This is a genomic window from Rhodococcus sp. IEGM1339 (assembly GCF_050321925.1).
Classification (GTDB): domain Bacteria; phylum Actinomycetota; class Actinomycetes; order Mycobacteriales; family Mycobacteriaceae; genus Rhodococcus; species Rhodococcus pyridinivorans.
The window spans coordinates 167579-189076 of sequence record NZ_JBNQFT010000002.1 but is presented as its reverse complement, the minus strand read 5'-3'; the positions used below and the strand labels follow the sequence as shown (position 1 = coordinate 189076).

At 68.0% G+C, this 21498-nt stretch carries 21 protein-coding genes; 10 read left to right on the top strand and 11 right to left on the bottom strand.

Going from position 1 to position 21498, the window contains the following annotated elements:
- Nucleotides 1–429: 429 nt before the first annotated feature.
- On the top strand, nt 430–2292 hold the full coding sequence (locus tag ACQR3U_RS03545) for an LCP family protein (RefSeq protein WP_230809817.1): 1863 nt from the start codon (nt 430–432) through the stop codon (nt 2290–2292).
- Nucleotides 2293–2377: 85 nt separating this feature from the next.
- Complete coding sequence (phoU, locus tag ACQR3U_RS03540) at nt 2378–3100, top strand: phosphate signaling complex protein PhoU (RefSeq protein ID WP_006551790.1); 723 nt, start codon at nt 2378–2380, stop codon at nt 3098–3100.
- 88 nt (nt 3101–3188) lie between these two features.
- On the opposite strand, the gene pstB is transcribed toward phoU, so the two are convergent.
- The 6 genes from pstB to ACQR3U_RS03510 all read right to left on the bottom strand — a co-directional run bounded on the left by pstB (nt 3189) and on the right by ACQR3U_RS03510 (nt 9200).
- Nucleotides 3189–3965 carry a phosphate ABC transporter ATP-binding protein PstB gene (pstB, locus tag ACQR3U_RS03535; protein ID WP_006551791.1) on the bottom strand — a complete coding sequence of 259 codons (777 nt, stop codon included), beginning with the start codon at nt 3963–3965 and terminating at the stop codon, nt 3189–3191.
- A gap of 45 nt (nt 3966–4010) precedes the next feature.
- Nucleotides 4011–4934 (bottom strand): phosphate ABC transporter permease PstA, encoded by a 924-nt coding sequence (pstA, locus tag ACQR3U_RS03530; RefSeq protein ID WP_006551792.1) that lies wholly within the window; start codon nt 4932–4934, stop codon nt 4011–4013.
- A gap of 3 nt (nt 4935–4937) precedes the next feature.
- Nucleotides 4938–5993, bottom strand: a complete 1056-nt coding sequence (pstC, locus tag ACQR3U_RS03525) for a phosphate ABC transporter permease subunit PstC (protein WP_230809712.1) — start codon at nt 5991–5993, stop codon at nt 4938–4940.
- Nucleotides 5994–6081: 88 nt separating this feature from the next.
- Nucleotides 6082–7206, bottom strand: coding sequence for a phosphate ABC transporter substrate-binding protein PstS (gene pstS / locus ACQR3U_RS03520; RefSeq protein ID WP_230809711.1), 1125 nt, complete (start codon nt 7204–7206; stop codon nt 6082–6084).
- Between the two features lie 276 nt (nt 7207–7482).
- Nucleotides 7483–8394: a mycothiol synthase gene (mshD, locus tag ACQR3U_RS03515; protein WP_230809710.1), complete on the bottom strand. Its 912-nt coding sequence runs from the start codon at nt 8392–8394 to the stop codon at nt 7483–7485.
- Nucleotides 8391–9200 carry a winged helix-turn-helix transcriptional regulator gene (locus tag ACQR3U_RS03510; protein WP_024103019.1) on the bottom strand — a complete coding sequence of 270 codons (810 nt, stop codon included), beginning with the start codon at nt 9198–9200 and terminating at the stop codon, nt 8391–8393. Before ACQR3U_RS03510 ends, mshD begins: the two co-directional genes overlap by 4 nt.
- Before the next feature lie 164 nt (nt 9201–9364).
- On the opposite strand from ACQR3U_RS03510, the gene ACQR3U_RS03505 reads away from it, so the two are divergent.
- From ACQR3U_RS03505 to ACQR3U_RS03475, 7 genes are all read left to right on the top strand, one after another.
- On the top strand, nt 9365–10147 hold the full coding sequence (locus ACQR3U_RS03505; RefSeq protein WP_081364962.1) for an LmeA family phospholipid-binding protein: 783 nt from the start codon (nt 9365–9367) through the stop codon (nt 10145–10147).
- Entirely contained in the window at nt 10144–10569 is a 426-nt protein-coding gene (locus ACQR3U_RS03500; protein ID WP_230809709.1) for a thioredoxin family protein, read from the top strand. Before ACQR3U_RS03505 ends, ACQR3U_RS03500 begins: the two co-directional genes overlap by 4 nt.
- Nucleotides 10570–10614: 45 nt before the next feature.
- Nucleotides 10615–10698 carry a putative leader peptide gene (locus tag ACQR3U_RS03495; protein ID WP_363887211.1) on the top strand — a complete coding sequence of 28 codons (84 nt, stop codon included), beginning with the start codon at nt 10615–10617 and terminating at the stop codon, nt 10696–10698.
- 118 nt (nt 10699–10816) lie between these two features.
- The gene (locus tag ACQR3U_RS03490; RefSeq protein WP_230809708.1) at nt 10817–11281 is read left to right on the top strand and encodes a DUF4395 domain-containing protein; all 465 of its coding nucleotides are present in this window, start codon (nt 10817–10819) and stop codon (nt 11279–11281) included.
- A 105-nt stretch (nt 11282–11386) separates the two neighbouring features.
- On the top strand, nt 11387–12223 hold the full coding sequence (locus ACQR3U_RS03485) for a sulfurtransferase (protein WP_006551800.1): 837 nt from the start codon (nt 11387–11389) through the stop codon (nt 12221–12223).
- Nucleotides 12224–12225: 2 nt separating this feature from the next.
- Complete coding sequence (locus ACQR3U_RS03480) at nt 12226–12531, top strand: DUF1416 domain-containing protein (protein ID WP_006551801.1); 306 nt, start codon at nt 12226–12228, stop codon at nt 12529–12531.
- A gap of 184 nt (nt 12532–12715) precedes the next feature.
- Nucleotides 12716–13378 carry an FABP family protein gene (locus ACQR3U_RS03475; RefSeq protein ID WP_006551803.1) on the top strand — a complete coding sequence of 221 codons (663 nt, stop codon included), beginning with the start codon at nt 12716–12718 and terminating at the stop codon, nt 13376–13378.
- A gap of 75 nt (nt 13379–13453) precedes the next feature.
- Here the strand turns inward: ACQR3U_RS03475 and ACQR3U_RS03470 are convergent, their stop codons facing one another.
- On the bottom strand, nt 13454–15160 hold the full coding sequence (locus ACQR3U_RS03470; protein ID WP_230809816.1) for a BCCT family transporter: 1707 nt from the start codon (nt 15158–15160) through the stop codon (nt 13454–13456).
- Here ACQR3U_RS03470 and ACQR3U_RS03465 point away from each other — a divergent pair.
- On the top strand, nt 15099–15236 hold the full coding sequence (locus ACQR3U_RS03465; RefSeq protein ID WP_228045205.1) for a hypothetical protein: 138 nt from the start codon (nt 15099–15101) through the stop codon (nt 15234–15236). The genes ACQR3U_RS03470 and ACQR3U_RS03465 overlap by 62 nt on opposite strands.
- A gap of 309 nt (nt 15237–15545) precedes the next feature.
- On the opposite strand, the gene cydC is transcribed toward ACQR3U_RS03465, so the two are convergent.
- The 4 genes from cydC to ACQR3U_RS03445 are packed head-to-tail and all read right to left on the bottom strand — an operon-like array spanning nt 15546 to nt 21489.
- Nucleotides 15546–17192 (bottom strand): thiol reductant ABC exporter subunit CydC, encoded by a 1647-nt coding sequence (cydC, locus tag ACQR3U_RS03460; protein WP_230809815.1) that lies wholly within the window; start codon nt 17190–17192, stop codon nt 15546–15548.
- Nucleotides 17193–17209: 17 nt separating this feature from the next.
- Complete coding sequence (cydD, locus tag ACQR3U_RS03455; RefSeq protein WP_230809707.1) at nt 17210–18937, bottom strand: thiol reductant ABC exporter subunit CydD; 1728 nt, start codon at nt 18935–18937, stop codon at nt 17210–17212.
- A 2-nt stretch (nt 18938–18939) separates the two neighbouring features.
- Nucleotides 18940–19977: a cytochrome d ubiquinol oxidase subunit II gene (cydB, locus tag ACQR3U_RS03450; RefSeq protein ID WP_006551807.1), complete on the bottom strand. Its 1038-nt coding sequence runs from the start codon at nt 19975–19977 to the stop codon at nt 18940–18942.
- Between the two features lie 12 nt (nt 19978–19989).
- Nucleotides 19990–21489 carry a cytochrome ubiquinol oxidase subunit I gene (locus ACQR3U_RS03445; protein ID WP_006551808.1) on the bottom strand — a complete coding sequence of 500 codons (1500 nt, stop codon included), beginning with the start codon at nt 21487–21489 and terminating at the stop codon, nt 19990–19992.
- Nucleotides 21490–21498 lie beyond the last annotated feature (9 nt).

Genomic DNA, 21498 nt, shown 5'->3' with positions numbered 1-21498 from the left:
CACGAGAGTGCACGCAACCGCCGGGCCGCGGACTCGGACGATCCGGAGCAGCTCACGGTCGCCGAACTGCTCGACAAGATGGGACGACGATCCGATCCGTCCCCCCGGTCGGATCCGCCCCCGGCCGATCCGCCGCACACGTCCACCTCGTCGTTGCCCCCGGCCCGTCCCCGCGACCCGGAATCCGCCCGGCACGTCGCGACCGAGGACGATGCCGGTCGAGCGGAACTCCCGCGCAGGACGCCGCCTCCGGCTGCGCCGCCGACTCCGTCGGGACCTCCCAGCCCTCCGGTGCCGCCGGCTTCTTCGGGACCGCCGACCACGGTCGCCCCCCCGGTGCAGCCCGGTGCTCCCCGGGTGCCCCCGGGGCCGTCCCGGCCCCGGCCGCCGGAGAAGCCCGTCCCGCCGCACATCCAGGCTCCCGATCGGATGGCGCGCCCCCCGTCCGTTCCGCCCCCGGTACCGACTCCCCCGGCCTCGGCGCAGCCCCCTCGAGCAGTGCCTCCCGCGGACTCACGCCCGGTGCCTCCCGCGGACTCGCGCCCGGTGCCTCCCGCCGGGTCGCCGCAGACCATCAGACCGCCGCAGACGCCTCCTCGACAGCAACCGCCGATCGCGGACGAACAGCCGACCGTCAAGATCGATGCGGTGTCCCCCGAGGGCGCTGCGTCGCCCGCCGAGGACGAGAACGACGACCGGACGACGGACGAGAAGGCGCACGGCTCCGCTCGGCCCCGCACGGTGGGCAACGCGACTCTCGGCCGGCTCGCGCAGAGCAAACAGCGCAAGCGGAAGCGTCTGAGGTTCGCGGCGAGATCGGCGGTGGCGTTCGTCTCGGTCCTCGCGCTCCTCTGTAACGGTGCGGTGTGGGGATACGTCCGGTCCACGGAGGCCGGCTTCTCCCAGATCGCCGCGCTGGACACCGAGTCGGAGGACATCGTCGACCCGGTCGGTCAGACCGGCGACGAGACCTATCTGATCATCGGCACCGACACCCGCGCCGGTGCGAGCGGTGAGATCGGCGCCGGGACGGCCGACGACGCCGAGGGCGCTCGTGCCGACACCGTCATCCTCGTCAACATCCCCGCCGATCGCAGCCGCGTGGTCGCGGTGTCGTTCCCCCGCGATCTGGACGTCGATCGACCGGTCTGTCGCGGATGGGACAGTACGACCGGCGAATACGATTCCGAGCTCTATCCGGCCGCCGAAGGCGACAAGCTCAACGCGACCTACGCCCTCGGCGGACCGAAGTGCCTGGTAAAGGTGATCCAGAAGATGTCCGGATTGAGGATCGGCCATTTCGTGGGCATCGACTTCGCCGGCTTCGAATCGATGGTCGACGAGATCGGCGGCGTCGAGGTGTGCACCTCCATACCGTTGTACGACAACGAACTCGGTCCCCTGATCGAGACTCCCGGCACCCACACGCTCGACGGCAAGCGGGCACTCGACTACGTCCGCGCCCGCAAGATCGACCAGGAGGGCAACAGCGACTACGGCCGGATCAGCCGGCAGCAGAAGTTCCTGTCGTCGCTGCTGCGCTCGACGTTGTCGAACAAGGTGCTGTTCGATCCCGTGAAGCTCAACGGCTTCATCAGCGCCTTCACCCGCGCGACCTTCGTCGAGAACGTCAACGCCGAGTCGCTCGTCAAACTCGGGCGTTCGATGCAGAACGTCGAGGCGGGTGCGGTGTCCTTCCTGACCATCCCCACGGCCGGTACCAACGACTGGGGCAACGAGATCCCGCGCACGGACGACATCAAGGCGATCTTCACCGCGATCATCGACGATCTCCCTCTGCCGGGTGAGAAGCGGGGGGAGGACCCGACGGAGGTCGCGTCCGCTCCCCCGGCCGAACCGCTGCCCGCGCAGCTCGCTGTCGATCCGTCGACGGTGTCGGTGCAGGTCTCGAACGCGTCGGGTCTGTCCGGGCTGGCGGCCGGCACCGCCGAGGAGGTCGCCGCCTACGGCTTTCCGGTCTACTCGATCGGCAACTATGCCTCCGGGACGAGCAAGCAGACCGTGATCCGCTTCAGCGAAGGACAGGAGACCGACGCTGCGACGGTGGCCTCGGCCTTCCCCGGTGCGGTGCTGCAGGAGGCTCCGCCCTCGGCCCAGCTGGGCAGCATCGTGGAGATCGTCCTGGGTACCAGCTTCGACGGCACCGTCGTCGCTCCCACCCCCGCGGGCACGCCGCTCGCCCCGATGCAGATCCGGACCCGGTCGGAGTCGTCGGTCGAGCTCCCCGCCGATCTCGCGATCACCAACGCCGCCGACGATCTGTGCACGTAGACACCACTGTTCGGCCGTCGACGTTCACCTCTGGTTCATCCGATGCTCGCCGTTCGGACCGCTCGAGGTCGTAGGCTGTGCCACTATGCGCGTCGTCTACAACGAACAGATGGGCGAACTCGGCGATCTCCTCGGGGAGATGGCCGGGCTCGCCGGGACCGCGATGGAGCGGTCCACCAGAGCTCTTCTCGAAGCCGATCTCGCTCTCGCCGAGCAGGTGATCGACGAGCACGAGAAGATCACCGAACTCGTCACGATCTGCGAGGAGAAGGCGTTCCAGCTGCTCGCCCTGCAGGGTCCGGTCGCCGGCGATCTGCGTGCCGTCGTCAGCGGCATCCAGATCGTGGCCGACATCGACCGCATGGGTGCGCTCGCACTGCACATCGCGAAGGCGACCCGCCGACGTCATCCCAAGCATGTGCTCCCCGACGAGGTGAAGGGCTACTTCGCCGAGATGGGACGGATCGCGGTCGCCCTCGGTGCCGCCACACGGGAGATTCTCGAGACCCGTGATCCCGCCCGGGCCGCCCGCCTCCACCACGAGGACGAGGCGATGGACGATCTGCACCGACACCTTTTCACCGTGCTCATGGACCGCGAATGGGCGCACGGCGTCGCAGCCGCCGTCGACGTCGCCCTGCTCGGCCGCTTCTACGAGCGGTTCGCCGATCACGCCGTCGAGGTGGGCCGCCGCGTCATCTTCCTCGTGACCGGCAAGCTCCCCACCGAGGAGGAGATCCGTCAGCTCGTGGAGAAGGTGGACAGTCTGACCGTCTACCCGGAGCACCACCGAGCGCAGAACCCCTGAGCCCACGACTGTCGAGTGCAGTAAGCACACGAACGACGAGACCCCGACCGGACGGATCCGGTCGGGGTCTCGTGTAGGTAGTGGCGGCTCAGCCGAAGCGGCCGGAGATGTAGTCCTCGGTGGCCTTCTTGCTCGGGTTCGAGAAGATCTTCTCGGTGTCGTCGATCTCCACCAGACCACCCGGGCGGCCGGTCGCCTCGAGGTTGAAGAAGGCCGTCTGGTCGCTCACGCGCGCGGCCTGCTGCATGTTGTGCGTGACGATGACGATGGTGAAGTCCTTCTTCAGCTCACCGATCAGGTCCTCGATGGCCAGCGTCGAGATGGGGTCGAGGGCCGAGCACGGCTCGTCCATGAGCAGCACGTCGGGCTGGACCGCGATGGCGCGGGCGATGCACAGACGCTGCTGCTGACCACCGGAGAGGCCACCGCCCGGCTTGTCGAGACGGTCCTTGACCTCGTTCCACAGGTTGGCGCCGCGCAGCGACTTCTCGGCGATCTCGTCGAGGGTCTTCCGGTCGCGCACACCCTGCAGCTTGAGGCCGGCGACGACGTTGTCGCGGATCGACATCGTGGGGAACGGGTTGGGACGCTGGAAGACCATGCCGATCGTCTTGCGCACACCGACCGGGTCGACGTTCTGATCGTAGATGTCCTCGCCGTCGAGGAGGATGGATCCCTCGACACGGGCGCCGGGCGTCACCTCGTGCATGCGGTTGATCGACCGGAGCACGGTGGACTTGCCGCAACCGGATGGGCCGATGAAGGCGGTGACGTTCCGCGGCGGCACGGACAGCGTCACGTCGGCCACGGCGTGGAACTTGCCGTAGTAGATGTTGACGTCCTTGAGATCCAGACGCTTAGCCATTACCGGCTCCCTACTGGTGTATCGATGTGAGAAGAGGTCTGTGGGTTACTTCTTGCCGACCTGCGAGTACCGGCTGATCAACTTGGCCGCGATGTTGAGGACCGCGATGACCAGGATCAGGGTGAGCGCGGCGCCCCAGATGCGCTGCGAACCGGCGTCGGTCGGGTTGTTCATCTCGGCGACCATGACGCCCGGGAGGGTGCCTTGCTCACCGCCGAACAGGTCGAGATTGATGAAGGGCGCGTACCCGACGAGGATCAGCAGCGGCGCCGTCTCGCCCATGACGCGGGCCAGGGCGAGCATGATGCCGGTGATGATGCCGGCGAGCGAGGTGGGCAGCACGATGCGCGCGATGGTCTTCCACTTGGGGACACCGAGGGCGTAGGACGCTTCGCGCAGGTCCTGCGGGACGATGCGCAGCATCTCCTCGGTGCTGCGCACGACCACCGGCACCATGAGCAGAACGAGCGCGAGCGACACCGCGAAGCCCGACTTGGGCATCCCGAAGGTCGACACCCACAGTGCGTAGATGAACAGTGCCGCGACGATCGATGGGACACCGCTGAGGATGTCGACCATGAACGTCGTGATCCGGCCGAGCCGCGACCGGCCGGCGTACTCGACGAGGTAGATCGCAACGAAGACGCCGAGCGGGATGGAGATGATCGCGCAGACGAGTCCCTGCAGGAGGGTGCCGACGAGGGCGTGGTAGATGCCGCCGCCCATCGACGAGGACGTCAGTCCGCTCAGCGAGTGCGTGAACCAGGTCGGCGAGGTCAGGGCCGGCAGGCCCTTGGCGACTACGGTGAACAGCACCCAGGCCAGGGGAATCAGCGCGACGACGACCGACAGCGTGACGAGCACGGTGGCTGCGGTGTCCTTGATGCGGCGACGCCCGCTGACCCGCTGGAAGGCCGGAGGCTTGACCGGCGAGGAGAGCGCGGTGGTCGACGTGGTGGTGGTCGACATGGATCAGTCCTTCTTTCCTGCGACGATCATGCGCGCGGCGGCGTTGACCACGAAGGTGAGCACGAAGAGCACGAGACCGGCGGCGATGTAGGCGCCCGCCTGGATGTCGTTGTTGAATTCGGCGTATCCCAGCGCAATCTTGGACGCGATGGTCGCGCCGCCGTCGAACAGCGACCAGGAGAACGCCTCCGAGGTGGTGCGCAGGATGAGGTACAGCGCCATCGTCTCGCCGAGCGCGCGGCCGAGACCGAGCATCGAACCGCTGATGTAGCCGGACTTGCCGAACGGGATGACGGTAGTCCGCACGACCTCCCAGCGGGTCGCGCCGAGTGCGAGCGCGCCCTCGATGTGGGCCGTCGGGGTCTGCACGAACACCTCGCGGCTCACCGCGGCGATGGTCGGCAGGATCATTACGGCGAGGACGATGCCGGCGGTGAAGATCGTTCCGCCGCCCACGATGGACCCGCTGCCGGTGGCGAAGAGCGGGAACCAGGCGAGGGTGGTATTGAGCCATTCCGCGACGGGGCGCAGGAACGGGGCGAGGACGAGCATGCCCCACAGGCCGTAGACGATCGACGGGACCGCGGCGAGCAGGTCGATGACATACGCCAGCGGTTTCCGGAGCCGGTCGGGGCAGTACGAGGTGAGGAAGATCGCGATGCCCAGCGCGACCGGCATGGCGAGGAACAGCGCGAAGAAGGAGACGAGCACCGTCACCTGGAACAGGTCGAGGACACCGAACGCCATGTCGGTGATGTCCTGCGTGATCCAGTCACGGCTGGTGAGGAAGTTGACCTGGTTGCGCTGCAGCGCCGGTACGGCACGCCAGACGAGGAAGACTGCGATCGCGCCGATGATCACGGAGATCAGGACGGCGGAGCCGGAGGCGAGCGAGCCGAAGATTCTGTCTCCCGGCCGCACGACTGTCTTGCGTGCCCTGTCCGGGGATGGGGGTGGGGTGCTGATCGTGTCCTCCGTAATGCCGGTTGCACCGCCCGTTCCTGAGCGGGTCGGTTCGTCGGTCGCGATAGAGACCGACGTGTTGTGCGCGTCACTCATGTGCGCTCGCAATCCTTCTCAGCGTATTCCTCAGGAACGGGCGGGTCGATGATCCCTCGGTTACTCACCGGACCGAGGGATCGGCGGGTCATCCGGCGGCGATGGCGTCGATCGACTCGGTGAGGCGGGTCTTGAAGGCGTCGGGCAGCGGGACGTAGCCCTGCTCGGACAGGCCTTCCTGGCCCTCGTTGGTGGCGGAGATCAGGAACGACTTGACGGCCGCGGCGGTGTCGGCGTCGTAGCCGGCCGAGCACACGATCTCGTAGGTGGCCAGCACCAGCGGGTAGGCACCCTCTTCGGAGCTGCCGAAGATCGACGACAGGTCGAGCGTGAGGTCGCCCTCGGAGGCCGGGACGAACTCGGCGCCCTCGATGGCCTTGCCGGCGGTCTCCTCGGTCAGCTCGACGGGTCCGGAGCCGTTGTCGATCTGCGCGATGCTCAAACCGTTCTGGTCGGCGAAGGACTTCTCGACGTAGGTGATGGAGTTCGGCGAGCCGGAGACGGCCTGCGCGACACCCGCAGAACCCTTCGCGCCCTCACCGACACCGCCGGTGAAGTCCGAACCGGCACCGGAGGTCCATGCGCCGTTCGACGCGGTCTCGAGGTACTGCTGGAAGTTGTCGGTGGTGCCCGACGAGTCCGAGCGCACGATCGGGGTGATGTTCGCGTCGGGAAGCTCAGCGCTCTCGTTGAGAGCGGCGATGGCCGGATCGTTCCACGTGGTGATCGAGCCGTTGAAGATCTTCGCGGCCGTCTCGGCGTTCAGCACGAGCTCGTCGACACCCTCGACGTTGTAGGCCAGTGCGACCGGGCCGAAGACCAGCGGCAGGTTCCATGCGGGATTGCCGGCGCAACGCTCGGCGGCCTGTGCCGCCTGCTCGTCCTTGATGGCCGAGTCCGAGCCGGCGAAATCGATCTGGTTCGCGATGAACTGCGTGCGGCCGTCACCGGAACCGGTGGGGTTGTACGCGACGTTGACGTTCGTGCCCTTCTCGGAGCACACCGCGATGTAGGTGGAGACGAACTGGTCCATCGCGTTCTTCTGGGCCGACGAGCCGGCACCCGAGAGGTTGGACTTGCCGTCGCAGGCTGCAGCGGACGCGGACGCATCGACGTCGACCGACCCGGCATTGTTGTCGGTACCGCACGCGGCGAGCGTGAGGGCTCCAGCGGCCACAACACCGAGCAGGGCGCCATTGCGCTTGAGGTTCACCTGTTCTCCTCCGGAAGTAACTTCACACGACCGCGGCGCCGAGCGGCGGCGGCATCGAGGCGCTGGCGACGCCGGCGCCGGGTCTGCGGCACTCGACCCGCTAGTGAAGTTAGGAGGAGACGGTGGACACTCGGACTACCGAGGGTTAACGCCGGATGAACACGCCGGATACACCTGGCGATGGTGTTGCGACCATCACTCGAATCCTGACCGCGATCGGCGTGTCGGGTGGCAGAGTCCACCCTTCACGCCGTTCGTCCACCCGATCGGAGAGGGTCACGCCCGGGCGTAGGCGACGTCCACGTGGAACCGCTCGAAGCCGAGTTTGCCGTAGGTGTTCAACGCCGCGGTGTTGTCGCCCTCGACGTAGAGCAGGACACCGGGCAGACCCCGATCGCGCAGATAGTGCAGACCCGCGAGGGTGAGCAGGCGACCGAGCCCTCTGCCCTGCGCGGACGAGTCGATACCCACGACGTAGACCTCGCCGAGCTGCGGGTCGGACGCCGTGGCCGGGTGCACCTTGGTCCAGTGGAATCCGAGCAGCTTGTCGGGCTCGGCGGGATCGAACGCGAGGAACAGGCCTTCGGGATCGAACCACGACTCGCGTCGGCGTTCCTCCACGTCGGCGGCCGTCCAACGCCCCTGCTCGGGATGCCACTCGAAGGCCGCCGCGTTGACGCGGAGCAGTTCGTCGTCGTCCTGCGGGCCGCCGTAGGTGCGCAGCAGCACCGAGTCGGGCACCTCGAGGGCGGGAAGATCGTCCTGCTCGAGGGATCGACGCAACTGCAGGAGTTCGCGGACACCGGTCAGACCGAGACGGCGCGCCACCGCCTGCGCGGCGGGCAGGTCGCCGTGTGCCCACACGCGGGTGCCGTCGCCGCCCTCGGTGAGTGCACGGTCGACGAGCTCGCGGCCGAGTCCGTGCCCGCGCTGCGGCGGGTCGACGACCACCTCTGCCATCGCCGGATGACCGTCCTGAGCAGACACGACGTTCGCGTAGCCCGCGACCTCACCGTCCTCTCCGAACGCGACGAGATGCCGGGCCGCGCCCTCCCGTCCGAGGGAGTGCACCGCCTGTTCGGAGATCGGCGCGGTGCCGTCGGTCTGCGTCGCCCGCGACACCACGGCGCGTACGGCTTCGGCGTGGTCGGTGGACGGGTGGTCGACGAATTCCGTATCGGTGCTCACGGAACGAATTGTGCCCCGGACTCCCCTGCGCCCGAGTCACCCGCGCCGGATTCCTCCGCACGGGGGTCGTCGAGAAGCGTGTCGTCCACATCGTCGTCGTCGACATCGGGAGTGGCATTGCCACCCTTGCCCACGCGGTTGGAAGGACGCACCGCCTTGTAGCCGACGTTGCGGACCGTTCCGATCAGCGCTTCGTGCTCGGGGCCGAGTTTCGCTCGCAGACGTCGGACGTGGACGTCGACGGTGCGGGTACCACCGAAGAAGTCGTAACCCCAGACCTCCTGCAGCAGCTGGGCGCGGGTGAACACCCGACCCGCGTGCTGGGCGAGGTACTTGAGGAGTTCGAACTCCTTGTAGGTGAGGTCGAGGGGACGTCCGCGCAGGCGGGCGGTGTAGGTGCCCTCGTCGATCGTGAGTTCCCCGAGAGTGATCTTGCCGGTGTTCTCCGGTCCCACCGCGACACCTGAGCGGCCCATGAGCAGGCGCAGGCGCGCGTCGAGCTCGGCCGGTCCGGTGCTGGACAGCAGGATGTCGTCGAGTCCCCATTCGGGGTTGACGGCCACGAGTCCGCCTTCGGTGAGCACGGCGACGACGGGCAATGCCGACCCGGTGCTGCCGAGCAGTCGGCACAGTCCTCGCGCGGCCGCGAGATCGGAGCGGGCATCGACGATGGCGATATCCGCCGAACCCGCCTCGAGCAGCGACGAAACTTCTGTAGGAGCCGGCCTGACCGAATGCGGGAGCAGCGCCAAGGACGGCAGGACCGCATCCGGATTCGGGTCGGAGGTCAGAAGGAGCAGCTCCACCGGGCCTCCAGTTCTTCGCGCGACCAGCGCGGATAGGGGTCGTAAACGTCGTGCAACAGACTAACGCCCCGATTGTTACCGCTATGTAAGCACGAGAATTCCGTGGACGGCCTCGGAGCGGACGGCGCGGCCCGACCGACGGCGCGTCCGACACAATGGTGGGCGTGCGCAAACTGATCTTCGGTCTCGTAGTCCTGCTCGGACTCGCAGTCCTCGCCGACTTCGGCGCGGCGGCGTGGTCGGAATACCGCGTCTCGCGTGCGCTGCGGGAGGGTGGCGTTCTCGAATCCGATCCGGCGGTGACCATCCACGGCTTCCCCTTCCTCCTCCAGGCCCGCGACGGTCACTACGAGAACGTCGAGATCGTGGCCGACAACGTCCACACCGATCTGCTCGGGGACATCACGGTCGAGGCCAATCTGATCGGTGCGCACGCCGAGGCCGGTGAGCTGCTCGACGGGTCGATCCGGTCGGTGCCCGTCGACCTGCTGTACGGCCGCGTCATGCTCGACGCCACCGAGCTCGGACAGCTCTACGGCATCCCCGACCTGCAGGTTTCCGCTCCCCCGGCGAGCAAGTCCGACGGGACGGGCGGATCCGGCGGGTCCGGTCCGACGACCGCCGGCGGGGTCGTCCTCACGGGGACGGTGCCGGTCGGACCGGTGGATGCGACGGTGAGTGTCCAGGCCGATCTGGTGCTCGACGGCGACCGCGTCCACATCGTCGCGTCGGATCTCTACTTCGGCCCCGAGGGACGCGCCGACTTCTCGGTTCCCGACGTCCTGAAGCCGGCGGTGCTCGGACTGTTCACGACGACGATCGAGCCGCAGAATCTGCCGTTCGGCGTGCGGCCCACCTTCGTCGAGGCGCGGGGCTCCCGGATCGTCATCGAGGGCGAGGCCCGCGACGTTGTCATCGATCTGCAGGAAGTGCAGACGCCCGCATGATCGCAGTGATCGTCCTCGTGGCCGTGATAGTCGCCACACTGGCGGTGGGAACGGCCCTGCGCACCCGTTCCGGCAAGCTCCGCACCACCGGCGCCGGCGCCTCGGCGGGCACCCACGAACTCCATCCCGCGCTGGCCACAGCGGGTGTCGGTGACGGCGTACCGGTGGTCCTGCATTTCTCCGCGCCGTGGTGCGGACCGTGCGCGGCCGTGCGACGGGTCGTCGTGCAGGTTCTCGCCCGCGATCCCGGTCGGGCACGCGAGGTCGAGCTGGATCTCGACGAAAATCCGGTCCTGGCACGGAAACTCGGGGTGCTGTCGCTGCCCACTACCTTCGTCTTCGACGGCGAGGGGCGCGAACGGTTCCGCGCGTCCGGCGTTCCGTCCGTCGACGACCTGCGCACAGCCCTGTCGTCGTTGTGATCCCGGGGGTCCACCCCCGAGGGGACGTGCGTTAAACTCCCCCGCGTGCAGAACCGCCACGAGCTGATGCTCACCCGACGCCGCGCAGTCGATCTGTGCCGCCTCGGTGGCTGTTGTTGTCCCTGCTGAACGCATCAACGGGCTGGCCCCGATCCTTGCGGCACCGATGCCGCCGAACCGATGCGTCGCCCCGCGGTCGTATGAATACCCTCCGCCCAGCGAATCAGAATCCAGCAGGAGATTCCCCATGCCCGTATCCACTCCCCGCACGTCCGGTAGGCAGGTCGACGTCCGTGGCCCGCGTTTCGCGGCGTGGATCACCACCGGCGTCCTCGTCCTCGCCCTGGTCGTCGCCACCTTCTCTCCCGTCGCAGCGGCCGTGATCCTGGCCCTGCAGACGATCGTGTTCGCTCTCGGAGCGGCACTCGGCCCGCGACGCAGCCCGTACGGTGCGCTGTTCGCGAGGCTCGTCGCTCCCCGACTCGGTGCTCCGATCGAGACCGAGCCGGTGGAGCCGCTGCGGTTCGCGCAGCTCGTCGGATTCGTCTTCGCCCTCGCCGGAACGGTCGCGTTCTTCGCCGGCGCCATCGTCGTGGGCTCGGTGGCCGCAGGCTTCGCGCTGTTCGCGGCGCTGCTCAACGCCGCCTTCGGCGTGTGTCTCGGCTGCCGGATCCACCCGCTGGTCGCTCGAATGCGTCGCGTGCCCGCCTGACCGGCGGTCACCGAACTCGACATCCCACACCTCACCCTGGCACGGACCCTCGCACGGGTTCCGGTCACGGAAACCTCCCGGATTCCCTCACCGAAAGGAACACCCATGGCTCGCTCCGACGTCCTGGTCTCCGCCGACTGGGCAGAGCAGAACCTCACTGCGCCGAAGACCGTCTTCGTCGAGGTCGACGAGGACACCTCCGCCTACGACGGCGGCCACGTCGAAGGTGCCGTCAAGCTCGACTGGCGCAAGGACCTGCAGGACGCCGTCCGTCGCGACTTCCTGAACCGTGAGCAGTTCTCCGAGCTCCTCTCACGCAAGGGCATCGCCAACGACGACACGGTCGTGCTCTACGGCGGCAACAACAACTGGTTCGCCGCCTACGCCTACTGGTACTTCAAGCTCTACGGCCACCAGGACGTCAAGCTCATCGACGGCGGCCGCAAGAAGTGGGAGCTCGACGGCCGTCCGCTGTCGAAGGACGAGGTCACCCGCCCGGCCACCGAGTACAAGGCCGCCGAGCCCGACTACTCCATCCGCGCCTTCCGCGACGAGGTCATCGACTCGATCGGCACCAAGAACATCGTCGACGTGCGTTCGCCCGACGAGTTCTCCGGCAAGATCCTCGCCCCGGCGCACCTGCCGCAGGAGCAGGCGCAGCAGCGCGGCCACGTCCCCGGCGCCATCAACATCCCGTGGAGCACCACCGCCAACGAGGACGGCACCTTCAAGTCCGACGAGGACCTCGAGAAGCTGTACGCCGAGAAGGGCTTCGACGACAGCAAGGAGACCATCGCCTACTGCCGTATCGGTGAGCGCTCGAGCCACACCTGGTTCGTGCTCCAGGAGATCCTCGGCAAGAAGAACGTCAAGAACTACGACGGCAGCTGGGTCGAGTACGGCTCGCTCGTCGGTGCACCCATCGAACTGGAGGTCAACTGATCATGTGCGGCGCCCCTGTCCAAACCCAGACCCTGCCCGCCGGCGTGGACACCGAGAAGGAGACGGTCATCACCGGCCGTGTCCTGAACGCCGACGGCGAGCCCGTGGGCGGTGCGTTCGTGCGCCTGCTCGACGGCACCGACGAGTTCACCGCCGAGGTCGTCGCCTCGGCGACCGGCGACTTCCGTTTTTTCGCCGCCCCCGGCGACTGGAAGATCCGCGCCCTGTCGAGCTCCGGCAACGGCACCTCCACCGTGAGCCCCACCGCTCCCGGCGTGCACAACGTGGACGTGACGGTCGCCAAGTAATCCGGCCGGAACACCCCGACGAAGGGCTCTGCTCCACCAGGAGCAGAGCCCTTCGTCGTACCGGAAAAGGGGTTGTCTAGAATGACCGCGTGGTCATCTTCTTCGAAATCCTGCTGGTCGCCGCGGCGCTCCTCATCACGTGGTTCGCGCTGTACACCATCTACCGCGTGGTCTCCGACGGATCGTGACGAACGACGGATCGGACGCCCAGCGGCGTAGCGGCGACGAGGCGATCGCCCGGGCCGCCGAGCGCGCTCGCGCCACCGCCGAGCTGAACCTTCCCGTCCTGGCCGGGCTGCCGGGCGCCGAGGACACCGCGAACCTGCGGCTCGGCCCCGACCTGAGCCCTGCCCTGCTCGCCGTCCTTCCCTTGGTCGGTGTGTGGCGCGGCGAGGGTGAGGCCAACGATCCCGAGACCGGCGACTATCCGTTCGGTCAGCAGATCACCGTCGCGCACAACGGCGGCGCGTATCTGGTGTGGGAGTCGCGCACGTGGCGTCTCGACGACTCGGGTGAATACGTGGGCGAGGATCGGCGCGAGAGCGGCTTCTGGCGCGTGTCCGGAACGGGCGCGCCCGACAGCGACGATCCCGAGACGCTCGAACTGCTGCTGACGCACAGCTCCGGCGTCGTCGAGCTGTACTACGGCACCGCACTCACCCAGTCCTCGTGGGAGCTCGCGACCGACGTCGTGATCCGCACCAAGTCCGGTGAGGTCGTCGGTGGCGCCAAGCGCCTCTACGGCATCGTCGACGGCGGCGACCTCGCCTACGTCGAGGAGCGCGTCACCGCCGACGGCGAACTGAAGCCCCGGATGTCCGCCCGCCTGTCACGCCACATCGGCTGACCAGGCCTCTTTCTTCCGAGACTCGAACGGTCCGGGTCTGTTCCCCTGTGAGGGAACAGACCCGGACCATTTTTCTCAGTTCTCCTCGACGACCGTCGTGCCGGTGGCACGTTTCTTGTCGGCATGTTCACCGTCGCCTCGTACACGGAGTGCATCGGGTTCGCCGGCATGGACCCGGTGGATTCCGGTGTCCTCGGCGTCCTCGGCTGCGTTCTCGTCGTCCTCGTACTCGTCCGGGATGGCCCGCGTGTGGATGACGACCTCGGGTGCGGGTAGTTCCTGAGCAGCCTCGAGTTCCTCGGCCGACCGCACCTCGGGCCACTGACGGGTGATCGGCTCCGGCCGCTCGCCCAGGTCCTCGCGGATACCGCGCACCAGGCTGTACATCATGATGAAGCCCATCACGAAGAACGGCAGACCCACCACGGTGATGACCTGTTGCAGGGCGTCGAGCCCGTCCTTACCGGTCGCGACGAGCATGGTCGCTGCGACCAGGCCCATGAGCACCGCCCAGAACAAGCGCTGATGGATGGGCGCCTTCCCCTCGTGACCGGCCGCCATCATGTCGAGCACCATCGCGGTCGAGTCCACCGAGGTGACGAAGAAGATCACCACCAGGATGATCGCGATGCCGGACACCAGGCCGGTGAGGGGGAAGTTGCCGAGGAATTCGAACAACGCACCCGGGATGTCCCCGTCGCCCACGACCCGCTCGACGAGACCACCGTTGCCCTCGAGTTCGATGTGGAACGAGCCCATCCCGAAGATGCTGAACCAGATCACCGAGAACAGCACGGGCAGACCGAGGACACCGCCGACGAACTCGCGGATGGTGCGGCCTCGCGAGATGCGCGCGATGAAGATGCCGACGAAGGGCGACCACGTGATGGTCCACGCCCAGTAGAAGACCGTCCAGGTGTTCTGCCAGCCGGAGTCGGCGAAGGTGTCGTTCCAGAACGCCAGGCGCGGCAGGGCCTCGGCGTAGATACCGGCCGACTCGATCATGCCCTTGAGCAGGAACAGACTCGGTCCGGTGACGAGCACGAAGACCAGCAACATCACGGCCATGCCGATGTTGATGTTCGACAGGCGCTTGATGCCCTTGTCGAGACCGAGAGCGACCGAGATGCCGGCCATCACCGTCACGATCGCGATGAGGGCGATCTGGACGATCCCGGATTCCTGGATGTCGAACAGCTGCGCGAGACCGGCGTTGATCTGCAGGGTGCCCAGGCCGACCGAGGTCGCGACACCGAAGATGGTGCCGATGATCGCGACGACGTCGATGGTCTTGCCGATCGGGCCGTAGATGCGACCTCCGAGCAGGGGCGCGAAGATCGAGCTGACGCGCGGCGGCAGGTGCCGCTTGTAGATGAAGTAACCGAAGCCCAGGCCGGGCAGGGCGAAGATCGTCCAGGTGTGCAGTCCGAAGTGGTAGAGCGCGAAGCCCATGGCCTCTTCCGCGGCCTCCACGGACTGCGGCTCGACATCTTGCATGGGCGGGTTCGCGAAGTGGGAGATCGGCTCGGCGACGCCCCAGAACATGAGGATCGTGCCGATACCGGCGGCGAACAACATGGCGAACCACGCCAGGGTCGAGTGCTCGGGCCGTTCGTCGTCGCCGCCGAGCCGGACCCGGCCGTAATGGGTGAAGGCGATTCCGACGAGGAAGAGCAGGAAGGTCGTGACGCCCAGGATGTAGAACCATCCGAGGTTCGTCATGATCCAGTTGGACGCGGTACTGAAGATGGAATCGACGCCGTCGGTGAACGCGATCGTCACGACGACGAAGAGCAGCGCGATGAGCGCAGAAGAGAAGAAAACCCCCGGTGACGTGCGCAATCTTAACGAATCGTGAGCATTTTGAAGTATCGGCACCAAACCGGTGTACCCAGAACGGACGAACTTGTACACCCGAAACGCCGATTTTGCACGAATGCGAACAGCCCCCGAGCCGCACCGCCGCACGGATCGCTCCGTGGACCGGCGGTCCCGATCGGACGGACCGGGAGCTCGGGGGCCGGGTGACTACCTGGGATTCGCCAGCCGCGCGCGGTCGGTGAATTCCGTCGTCTCGAGCAGCTAGCGGGTAGCCACCTCACGCGTCCGAATATCAATCACTTCCAGACCACCTCCTTCCTCGTGTACCAGCGAAACTACTCTTCGTTCACGAGGCGGGCAACGCATTTTTCTCGACGCGAACGACCAGGTCGGCGGCGGTATCCGCGGGCAGGCGGTGGGTGACCACCACGACGGTGCGCTCGGGGCCGACCAAGCGTGCGTCGCGGTCCAGGAGGAGTCGCTGCATCAGGTCGGCGCTCTCGTCGTCGAGATGTTCCGTGGGTTCGTCGAGCAGCAGGATCCGTGCGGGCGACAGCAGAGCCCGGGCCAGCAGGAGGCGACGGCGCTGCCCACCGGAGACCGTGCGGGCTCCGGCCCCCAGGACGGTGTGGACTCCCTGCGGGAGTCCGTCCACCCACTCCCCCAGCCCCACGGCGCCGAGGGCGGTCAGTGCCTCGTCCTCGTCCACGTCGCCCCGCGCGACACGCAGGTTCTCGAGGATCGACGTGTCGAACAGGTGGGCGTCCTCCGCGAAGAAGCCGATCTTGCGGCGCAGGGCCGCGGGATCGATGTCCGCGAGGTCGACACCGTCGAGCGTCACTGCGCCTCCGCGTGGGGCGAGCAGACCCGCGAGCGTCATGAGCACGGTGGTCTTGCCGCTGCCGCTGCCGCCCACGATCGCGACGCGACAGCCCGGCCTCAGGTCGAGGTCGACCGGTTCCGTGGACGGTCCGCCGGGCCATCCGCCTCGCAGACCCACCGCACGTAGCCGGCCGGGTCCGTCGGCCGGTTCGATGCCGTGCGGCACCGTCCTGTCGGCGCGGTCGAGCATCTCCGTGATGCGACCGGCCGCCAGGCGTGCGCGGTTGAGGGTCTGCGCGGCTGCCGGGAGGACGGCGGTGGCCTCGAACGCCGACAGCGGCAGCAGGACGAGGATGCCGAGTGTCGTCGGGCTCATGGCCGCCGGACCGGAGCCGAAGACGGCGATACCGACGAGGAGCGCACCGAGCACACTCGCGCCGACCGCGAGGGGTGCGGCCGCGTCGGCGAACGCCGCGGGGACCGCGGAACGGTCGGTGGCACGGACGGAGGCGACGTTCGCGGCGCGGGCCCGCCGGGTGAGCGTGTCGAGCCGTCCCGCGACCCGCAGTTCCGCCGCGTGGTCCAGCACCGTGACCGCGTCCTCGGTGAACCGGGTCCGTGCGGCGTTCGCATCGGCGTCCGCACGGGCCGCGGCGCGGGCGGACAGCCACGGTGCGAACAGTCCGGCAACGAGCAGCGCCGCGGCGAGGACCGCGCCGGCAGCGGGAGCGATGACGGTGAGGGTCACGACCGCCGCGAGGGAGAGCACGGCCGCGACGGCGATGGGCACGAGTGCGCGCACCACGACGTCGCCGAGAGCGTCGACGTCGGCACCGGTACGCGCGAGCAGGTCGCCGCGTCCCACGCCCAGGGCGGCGGCCGGGTCGCCGTCCGCGAGTCGCCGGTAGAGATTCGCGCGGGCCGAGGTGGTGCCGCGCAGCGCGGTCTCGTGCGTTGCGAGTCGTTCGAAGTAGCGGAACAACCCGCGGGAGATTCCCAGCGCCCGCACCGCGACGACCGCGACGGTCAGGTCCAGGACGGGCGGCATCTCCCATGCCCGCACGATCAGCCACGCCGAGAGACCGGCGAGCAGCAGGGCACTGCCGAGGGTCGCGACACCGGCGAGGACGGCGAGCAGCACTCGGCGCGGCTCGAGCTCGAGCAGGGCCATCGCCCGGCGCAGATCCTTCACCGGGACACCTCCGTCGGTGCTGCGTGGACGGTGACGACCTCGTCCGCGATGGCGAGCAGGGTGGGGCGATGCGCCACGACCACCACGGTGCGGCCGGCGGCGGCGAGCCCGCGCAGCGTGGACAGGACGGTGGCCTCGGTGTCCTCGTCGAGGTGGGCCGTGGGTTCGTCGAGCAGCAGGACCGCGCGCGGGGAGGCGAGGGTGCGGGTGAGCGCCAGTCGCTGACGTTGGCCGAGCGACAGGCCCGTGCCGCCGGCCCCCACGACGGTCCGCCAGCCGTCCGGGAGTTCGGCGAGCACGCTGTCGAAGCCGGTGGCGGCGCAGACGTCGTCGAGTTCGGTGGCCTCCGGGTCGACACCGGTGAGTCGCAGATTGTCGGCGAGCGTGCCGGGCAGCAGCACCGGCCGCTGCGGAAGCCATGCCATCTGCGACCACCAGTTCTCGTCGCCCGCGACGGGACGTCCGTCGACGGTGACGGTCCCCTCGCTCGGCTCGGCGAGCCCGAGCAGCGCCAGCAGGGCGGTGGACTTGCCGGCCCCGTTGGCGCCGGTGAACGCGGTGATCCAGCCGGGACGGCAGATCGCGTCGAGCCGGTGCGGGGCGCAACCGTCGCGGCCTGGCACGGAGACGCCGTCGAAGACGATCTCGCAGTTCGCGACCCGGTCGGTGCCGATCGTGTCCGTGGAGGTGCGACGCGAGGAGGCGCGGCGAGAGGAGGCGGCGTCCGGCACCGAGTCGAGCACGGCGAATGCCTTGTCGGCCGCCGCCATCCCGTCCTCGGCGGCGTGGAACTTGCTGCCGACGGTGCGCAACGGGAGGTAGGCCTCCGGCGCGAGGATCAACGCGATGATGCCGGCTTCGAGGGGCATGGATCCGTAGACGAGGCGCATACCGATGCTCACGGCGACGAGGGCGACGGACAGCGTCGCGAGGAATTCGAGGACCGTGCCGGACAGGAAGGCCACGCGCAGGGCCGACATCGTAGTCGCGCGATGCTCGTCGCCGAGTTCGCGCACGCGATCGGCGGGCCCCTTCTCACGACCGAGGGCGCGCAGTGTGGGAAGACCCGCGAGGAGGTCGAGCAGTTGTGACGACAGTGTCGTCATCGCGCGCAGGGTGCGGTCGGCCTTGCCTTTGGTGAGCAGGCCGATGAGGATCATGAAGATCGGGATGAGCGGCAGCGTGATCACGACGATGACCGCCGAGGTGAGGTCGTGCAGGGCGATCACGACGATCGTCACCGGGGTGAGGATCACGGCCAGCAGCAGCGCCGGCAGATAGCCGGTGAGATATTCCTTCAGCCCGTCGAGTCCGCGGGTGAGAACCACCGCGATCTCGTCGCGTCGCGGGTCGAGTTCGCGCGGGGGCAGATTCGCCGCGGAATCGAGGACCTCGTGTTCGAGTTCGGCGACCACGCGGGTCGCGGACCGGTGCGCGTACCGCGACTGCAGCCACGTCACCGCGACCCGCACGACGATCGCCACCGCGAGGATCGCCAGTTCGGTCGTCCAGTCGCCGACGGACCGGGCGTCGGTGGTGATGACGCCCGCGAGGACCCGTCCGATCATGAGTGCGGTGACGACGACCATCACGACATCGACCACCGAGGTGACCACGGTCAGGACGAGATATCCGCGGGCTGCGGCCGAGTAGCGCCACAACCGCGGGTCCACCGGCCCCCGCCGACGCGCGGGCGCGTCGGCGGGGGCTGCGGACTGCGTCATGCTCACTTCGAGCCGATCTTCAGACCGATCGAGTGCGGAATGTGGTCGGTCGACAGACGCTGACGGAACACCCAGTACGTCCAGCCCTGGTAGGCGAGGACGACCGGGGTCATGAACGCTGCGGCCCACGTCATGACCTTCAGTGTGTACGGGCTCGACGACGCGTTCTCGATCGTCAGCGACCAGGACGGGTCGAGGGTCGACGGCATGACGTTCGGGAACAGCGACGCGAACAGCAACACCGAGGTCGCGGCGATCGCGACGGTGGTGAACACGAACGCCCAGCCCTCACGCGCGACGATGGTCAGCGCGACCACCGCGAGCAGGGAGATCGCCGCCACGGCGACGAGCGCGATCGTCCAGCCCTTGCCGTAGGCGAGTTGGGTCCACACCACGAACGCACCGGCCACGAGGACGGCGGGCACGGCCAGCTTCCGCGACATCGCCACGGCATCCGTCCGGACCTGTCCCTCGGTCTTGAGTGCGATGAACACCGCGCCGTGCAGCGCGAAGACCAGCGCCGTCGTCGCACCGCCGAGCAGGGCGTACGGGTTCAGCAGGTCGAAGAATCCGCCGACGTACTGCTTGTCGGCGTCGATCGCCACGCCGCGCACGATGTTCGCGAACGCCACACCCCACAGCACGGCGGGCACCCACGAGCCGAAGATGATCCCCCAGTCGCAGCGGCGACGCCAGGTCGGATCGTCGACCTTGCCGCGCCACTCGATGGCGCACACCCTCACGATCAGGGCGAGCAGGATCAGCAGCAGCGGGAGATAGAAGCCCGAGAAGAGGGTCGCGTACCACTCGGGGAACGCCGCGAACAGCGCACCACCCGCGGTGATGAGCCAGACCTCGTTGCCGTCCCAGACCGGACCGATCGTGTTGAGCAGCACCCGGCGCCGGGTGTCCGCCTCGACGGTCCTACCGCGGCCGAGCACCGGGAAGTGCATGCCCACACCGAAGTCGAACCCCTCGAGGACGAAGTAGCCGGTGAACAATACTGCGATGAGAATGAACCAGATTTCCTGAAGTCCCATGTCCGCCCACTCCTAGTACGCGAAGGACAGCTGTTTCGGCTGCGTGTCGTCGGTGTCGTCGTCGGAGCCCGGCGGTTGCGCGTCGTGCTCCTGCGGGCCTTCCATCGCGTACTTGCGGATGAGCCAGAACCACACCACGCCGAGCGCTGCGTAGACGAGGGTGAAGGCGATCAGCGAGGTGAGCACCGTTCCTGCCGCATGATCGGAGACACCCTGGTCGACGGTGAGCCGGATCATGTCCACGCCCGTGGGATTCGGATGCACCACCCAGGGCTGCCGGCCCATCTCGGTGAAGATCCAGCCCGCACTGTTGGCGAGGAAGGGCGTGGGGATCGCGACGAGCGACAGCGTCGAGAACCACCTCTGGTCGGGCACCCGGCCGCCGCGGGTGACCCACAGCCCGGCCAGGGCCAGGGCCGCGGAACCGGCGGCGAGGCCGATCATCGCGCGGAACGACCAGTAGGTGACGAACAGGTTGGGCTTGTAGTTGCCGGGGCCGAATTGCTGTTCGTACTGCGCCTGCAGGTCCTCGACGCCCTGGAGGGTCACGCCGCTGAACTCGCCCTGCGCGAGGAAGGACAGCACGTAGGGCACGTCGAGGACGTGGATCACGCCGTCGCAGTCGTTGTGCGTGCCGATCGTGAGGATCGAGAAGTTGGGGTCGGTCTCGGTGTGGCACAGTGACTCGGCCGAGGCCATCTTCATCGGTTGCTGCTCGAACATGAGCTTGGCCTGGACGTCACCGGTGACGAACAACCCGATGCCCGAGATGATCATGACCATCAGGCCGAGGCGGGTCGCGGGGCGGAACAGTCCGCGGGCGTCGTTCTCGAGGCGCTGGGCCTCCTCGGGTTCCGAGGTGCGGATCTCGGCGGCGCGTCGCATGTTGCGGACCATCCACCAGCCACCGATGCCGGCGACGAAGGTTGCGGCGGTGAGGAATCCGCCGGCGACCGCGTGGGGGAAGGCTGCGAGCGCGGTGTTGTTGGTGAGCAGTTCCCAGATGCTCGTCAGCTCGGCGCGGCCGGTCTCGGGGTTGTAGGTGGCCCCGACGGGATGCTGCATGAACGAGTTCGCCGCGATGATGAAGAAGGCGGAGGCGTTCACGCCGATCGCGACGAGCCAGATGGTCGCGAGGTGCACGAGTTTCGGCAGGCGCGTCCAGCCGAAGATCCACAGGCCGAGGAAGGTCGACTCCATGAAGAAGGCGACGAGACCTTCGAGGGCGAGGGGTGCGCCGAAGACGTCGCCGACGAAGCGGGAGTACTCGCTCCAGTTCATGCCGAATTGGAATTCCTGCACGATGCCGGTCGCGACACCGAGCGCGAAGTTGATCAGGAACATCTTCCCGAAGAACTTCGTGAGGCGGTACCAGTGATCCTTGCCGGTGACCACCCACATCGTCTGCATGATCGCGACGAGCGGCGCGAGGCCGATCGTCAACGGCACGAGGATGAAGTGATACACCGTCGTGATCCCGAACTGCCACCGGGACAGATCCAAGACGTCCATTGCCACTCC

Bases quoted from the DNA above. Each gene is read 5' to 3' on its own strand.
- ACQR3U_RS03545 (WP_230809817.1), top strand. From the start codon at position 430: ATGGCGCGCCCCCCGTCCGTTCCGCCCCCGGTACCGACTCCCCCGGCC.
- phoU (WP_006551790.1), top strand. From the start codon at position 2,378: ATGCGCGTCGTCTACAACGAACAGATGGGCGAACTCGGCGATCTCCTC.
- pstB (WP_006551791.1), bottom strand. From the start codon at position 3,965: ATGGCTAAGCGTCTGGATCTCAAGGACGTCAACATCTACTACGGCAAG.
- pstA (WP_006551792.1), bottom strand. From the start codon at position 4,934: ATGTCGACCACCACCACGTCGACCACCGCGCTCTCCTCGCCGGTCAAG.
- pstC (WP_230809712.1), bottom strand. From the start codon at position 5,993: ATGAGTGACGCGCACAACACGTCGGTCTCTATCGCGACCGACGAACCG.
- ACQR3U_RS03500 (WP_230809709.1), top strand. From the start codon at position 10,144: ATGATCGCAGTGATCGTCCTCGTGGCCGTGATAGTCGCCACACTGGCG.
- ACQR3U_RS03490 (WP_230809708.1), top strand. From the start codon at position 10,817: ATGCCCGTATCCACTCCCCGCACGTCCGGTAGGCAGGTCGACGTCCGT.
- ACQR3U_RS03485 (WP_006551800.1), top strand. From the start codon at position 11,387: ATGGCTCGCTCCGACGTCCTGGTCTCCGCCGACTGGGCAGAGCAGAAC.
- ACQR3U_RS03480 (WP_006551801.1), top strand. From the start codon at position 12,226: ATGTGCGGCGCCCCTGTCCAAACCCAGACCCTGCCCGCCGGCGTGGAC.
- ACQR3U_RS03465 (WP_228045205.1), top strand. From the start codon at position 15,099: ATGATCCAGTTGGACGCGGTACTGAAGATGGAATCGACGCCGTCGGTG.
- cydC (WP_230809815.1), bottom strand. From the start codon at position 17,192: ATGGCCCTGCTCGAGCTCGAGCCGCGCCGAGTGCTGCTCGCCGTCCTC.
- cydD (WP_230809707.1), bottom strand. From the start codon at position 18,937: ATGACGCAGTCCGCAGCCCCCGCCGACGCGCCCGCGCGTCGGCGGGGG.
- cydB (WP_006551807.1), bottom strand. From the start codon at position 19,977: ATGGGACTTCAGGAAATCTGGTTCATTCTCATCGCAGTATTGTTCACC.
- ACQR3U_RS03445 (WP_006551808.1), bottom strand. From the start codon at position 21,489: ATGGACGTCTTGGATCTGTCCCGGTGGCAGTTCGGGATCACGACGGTG.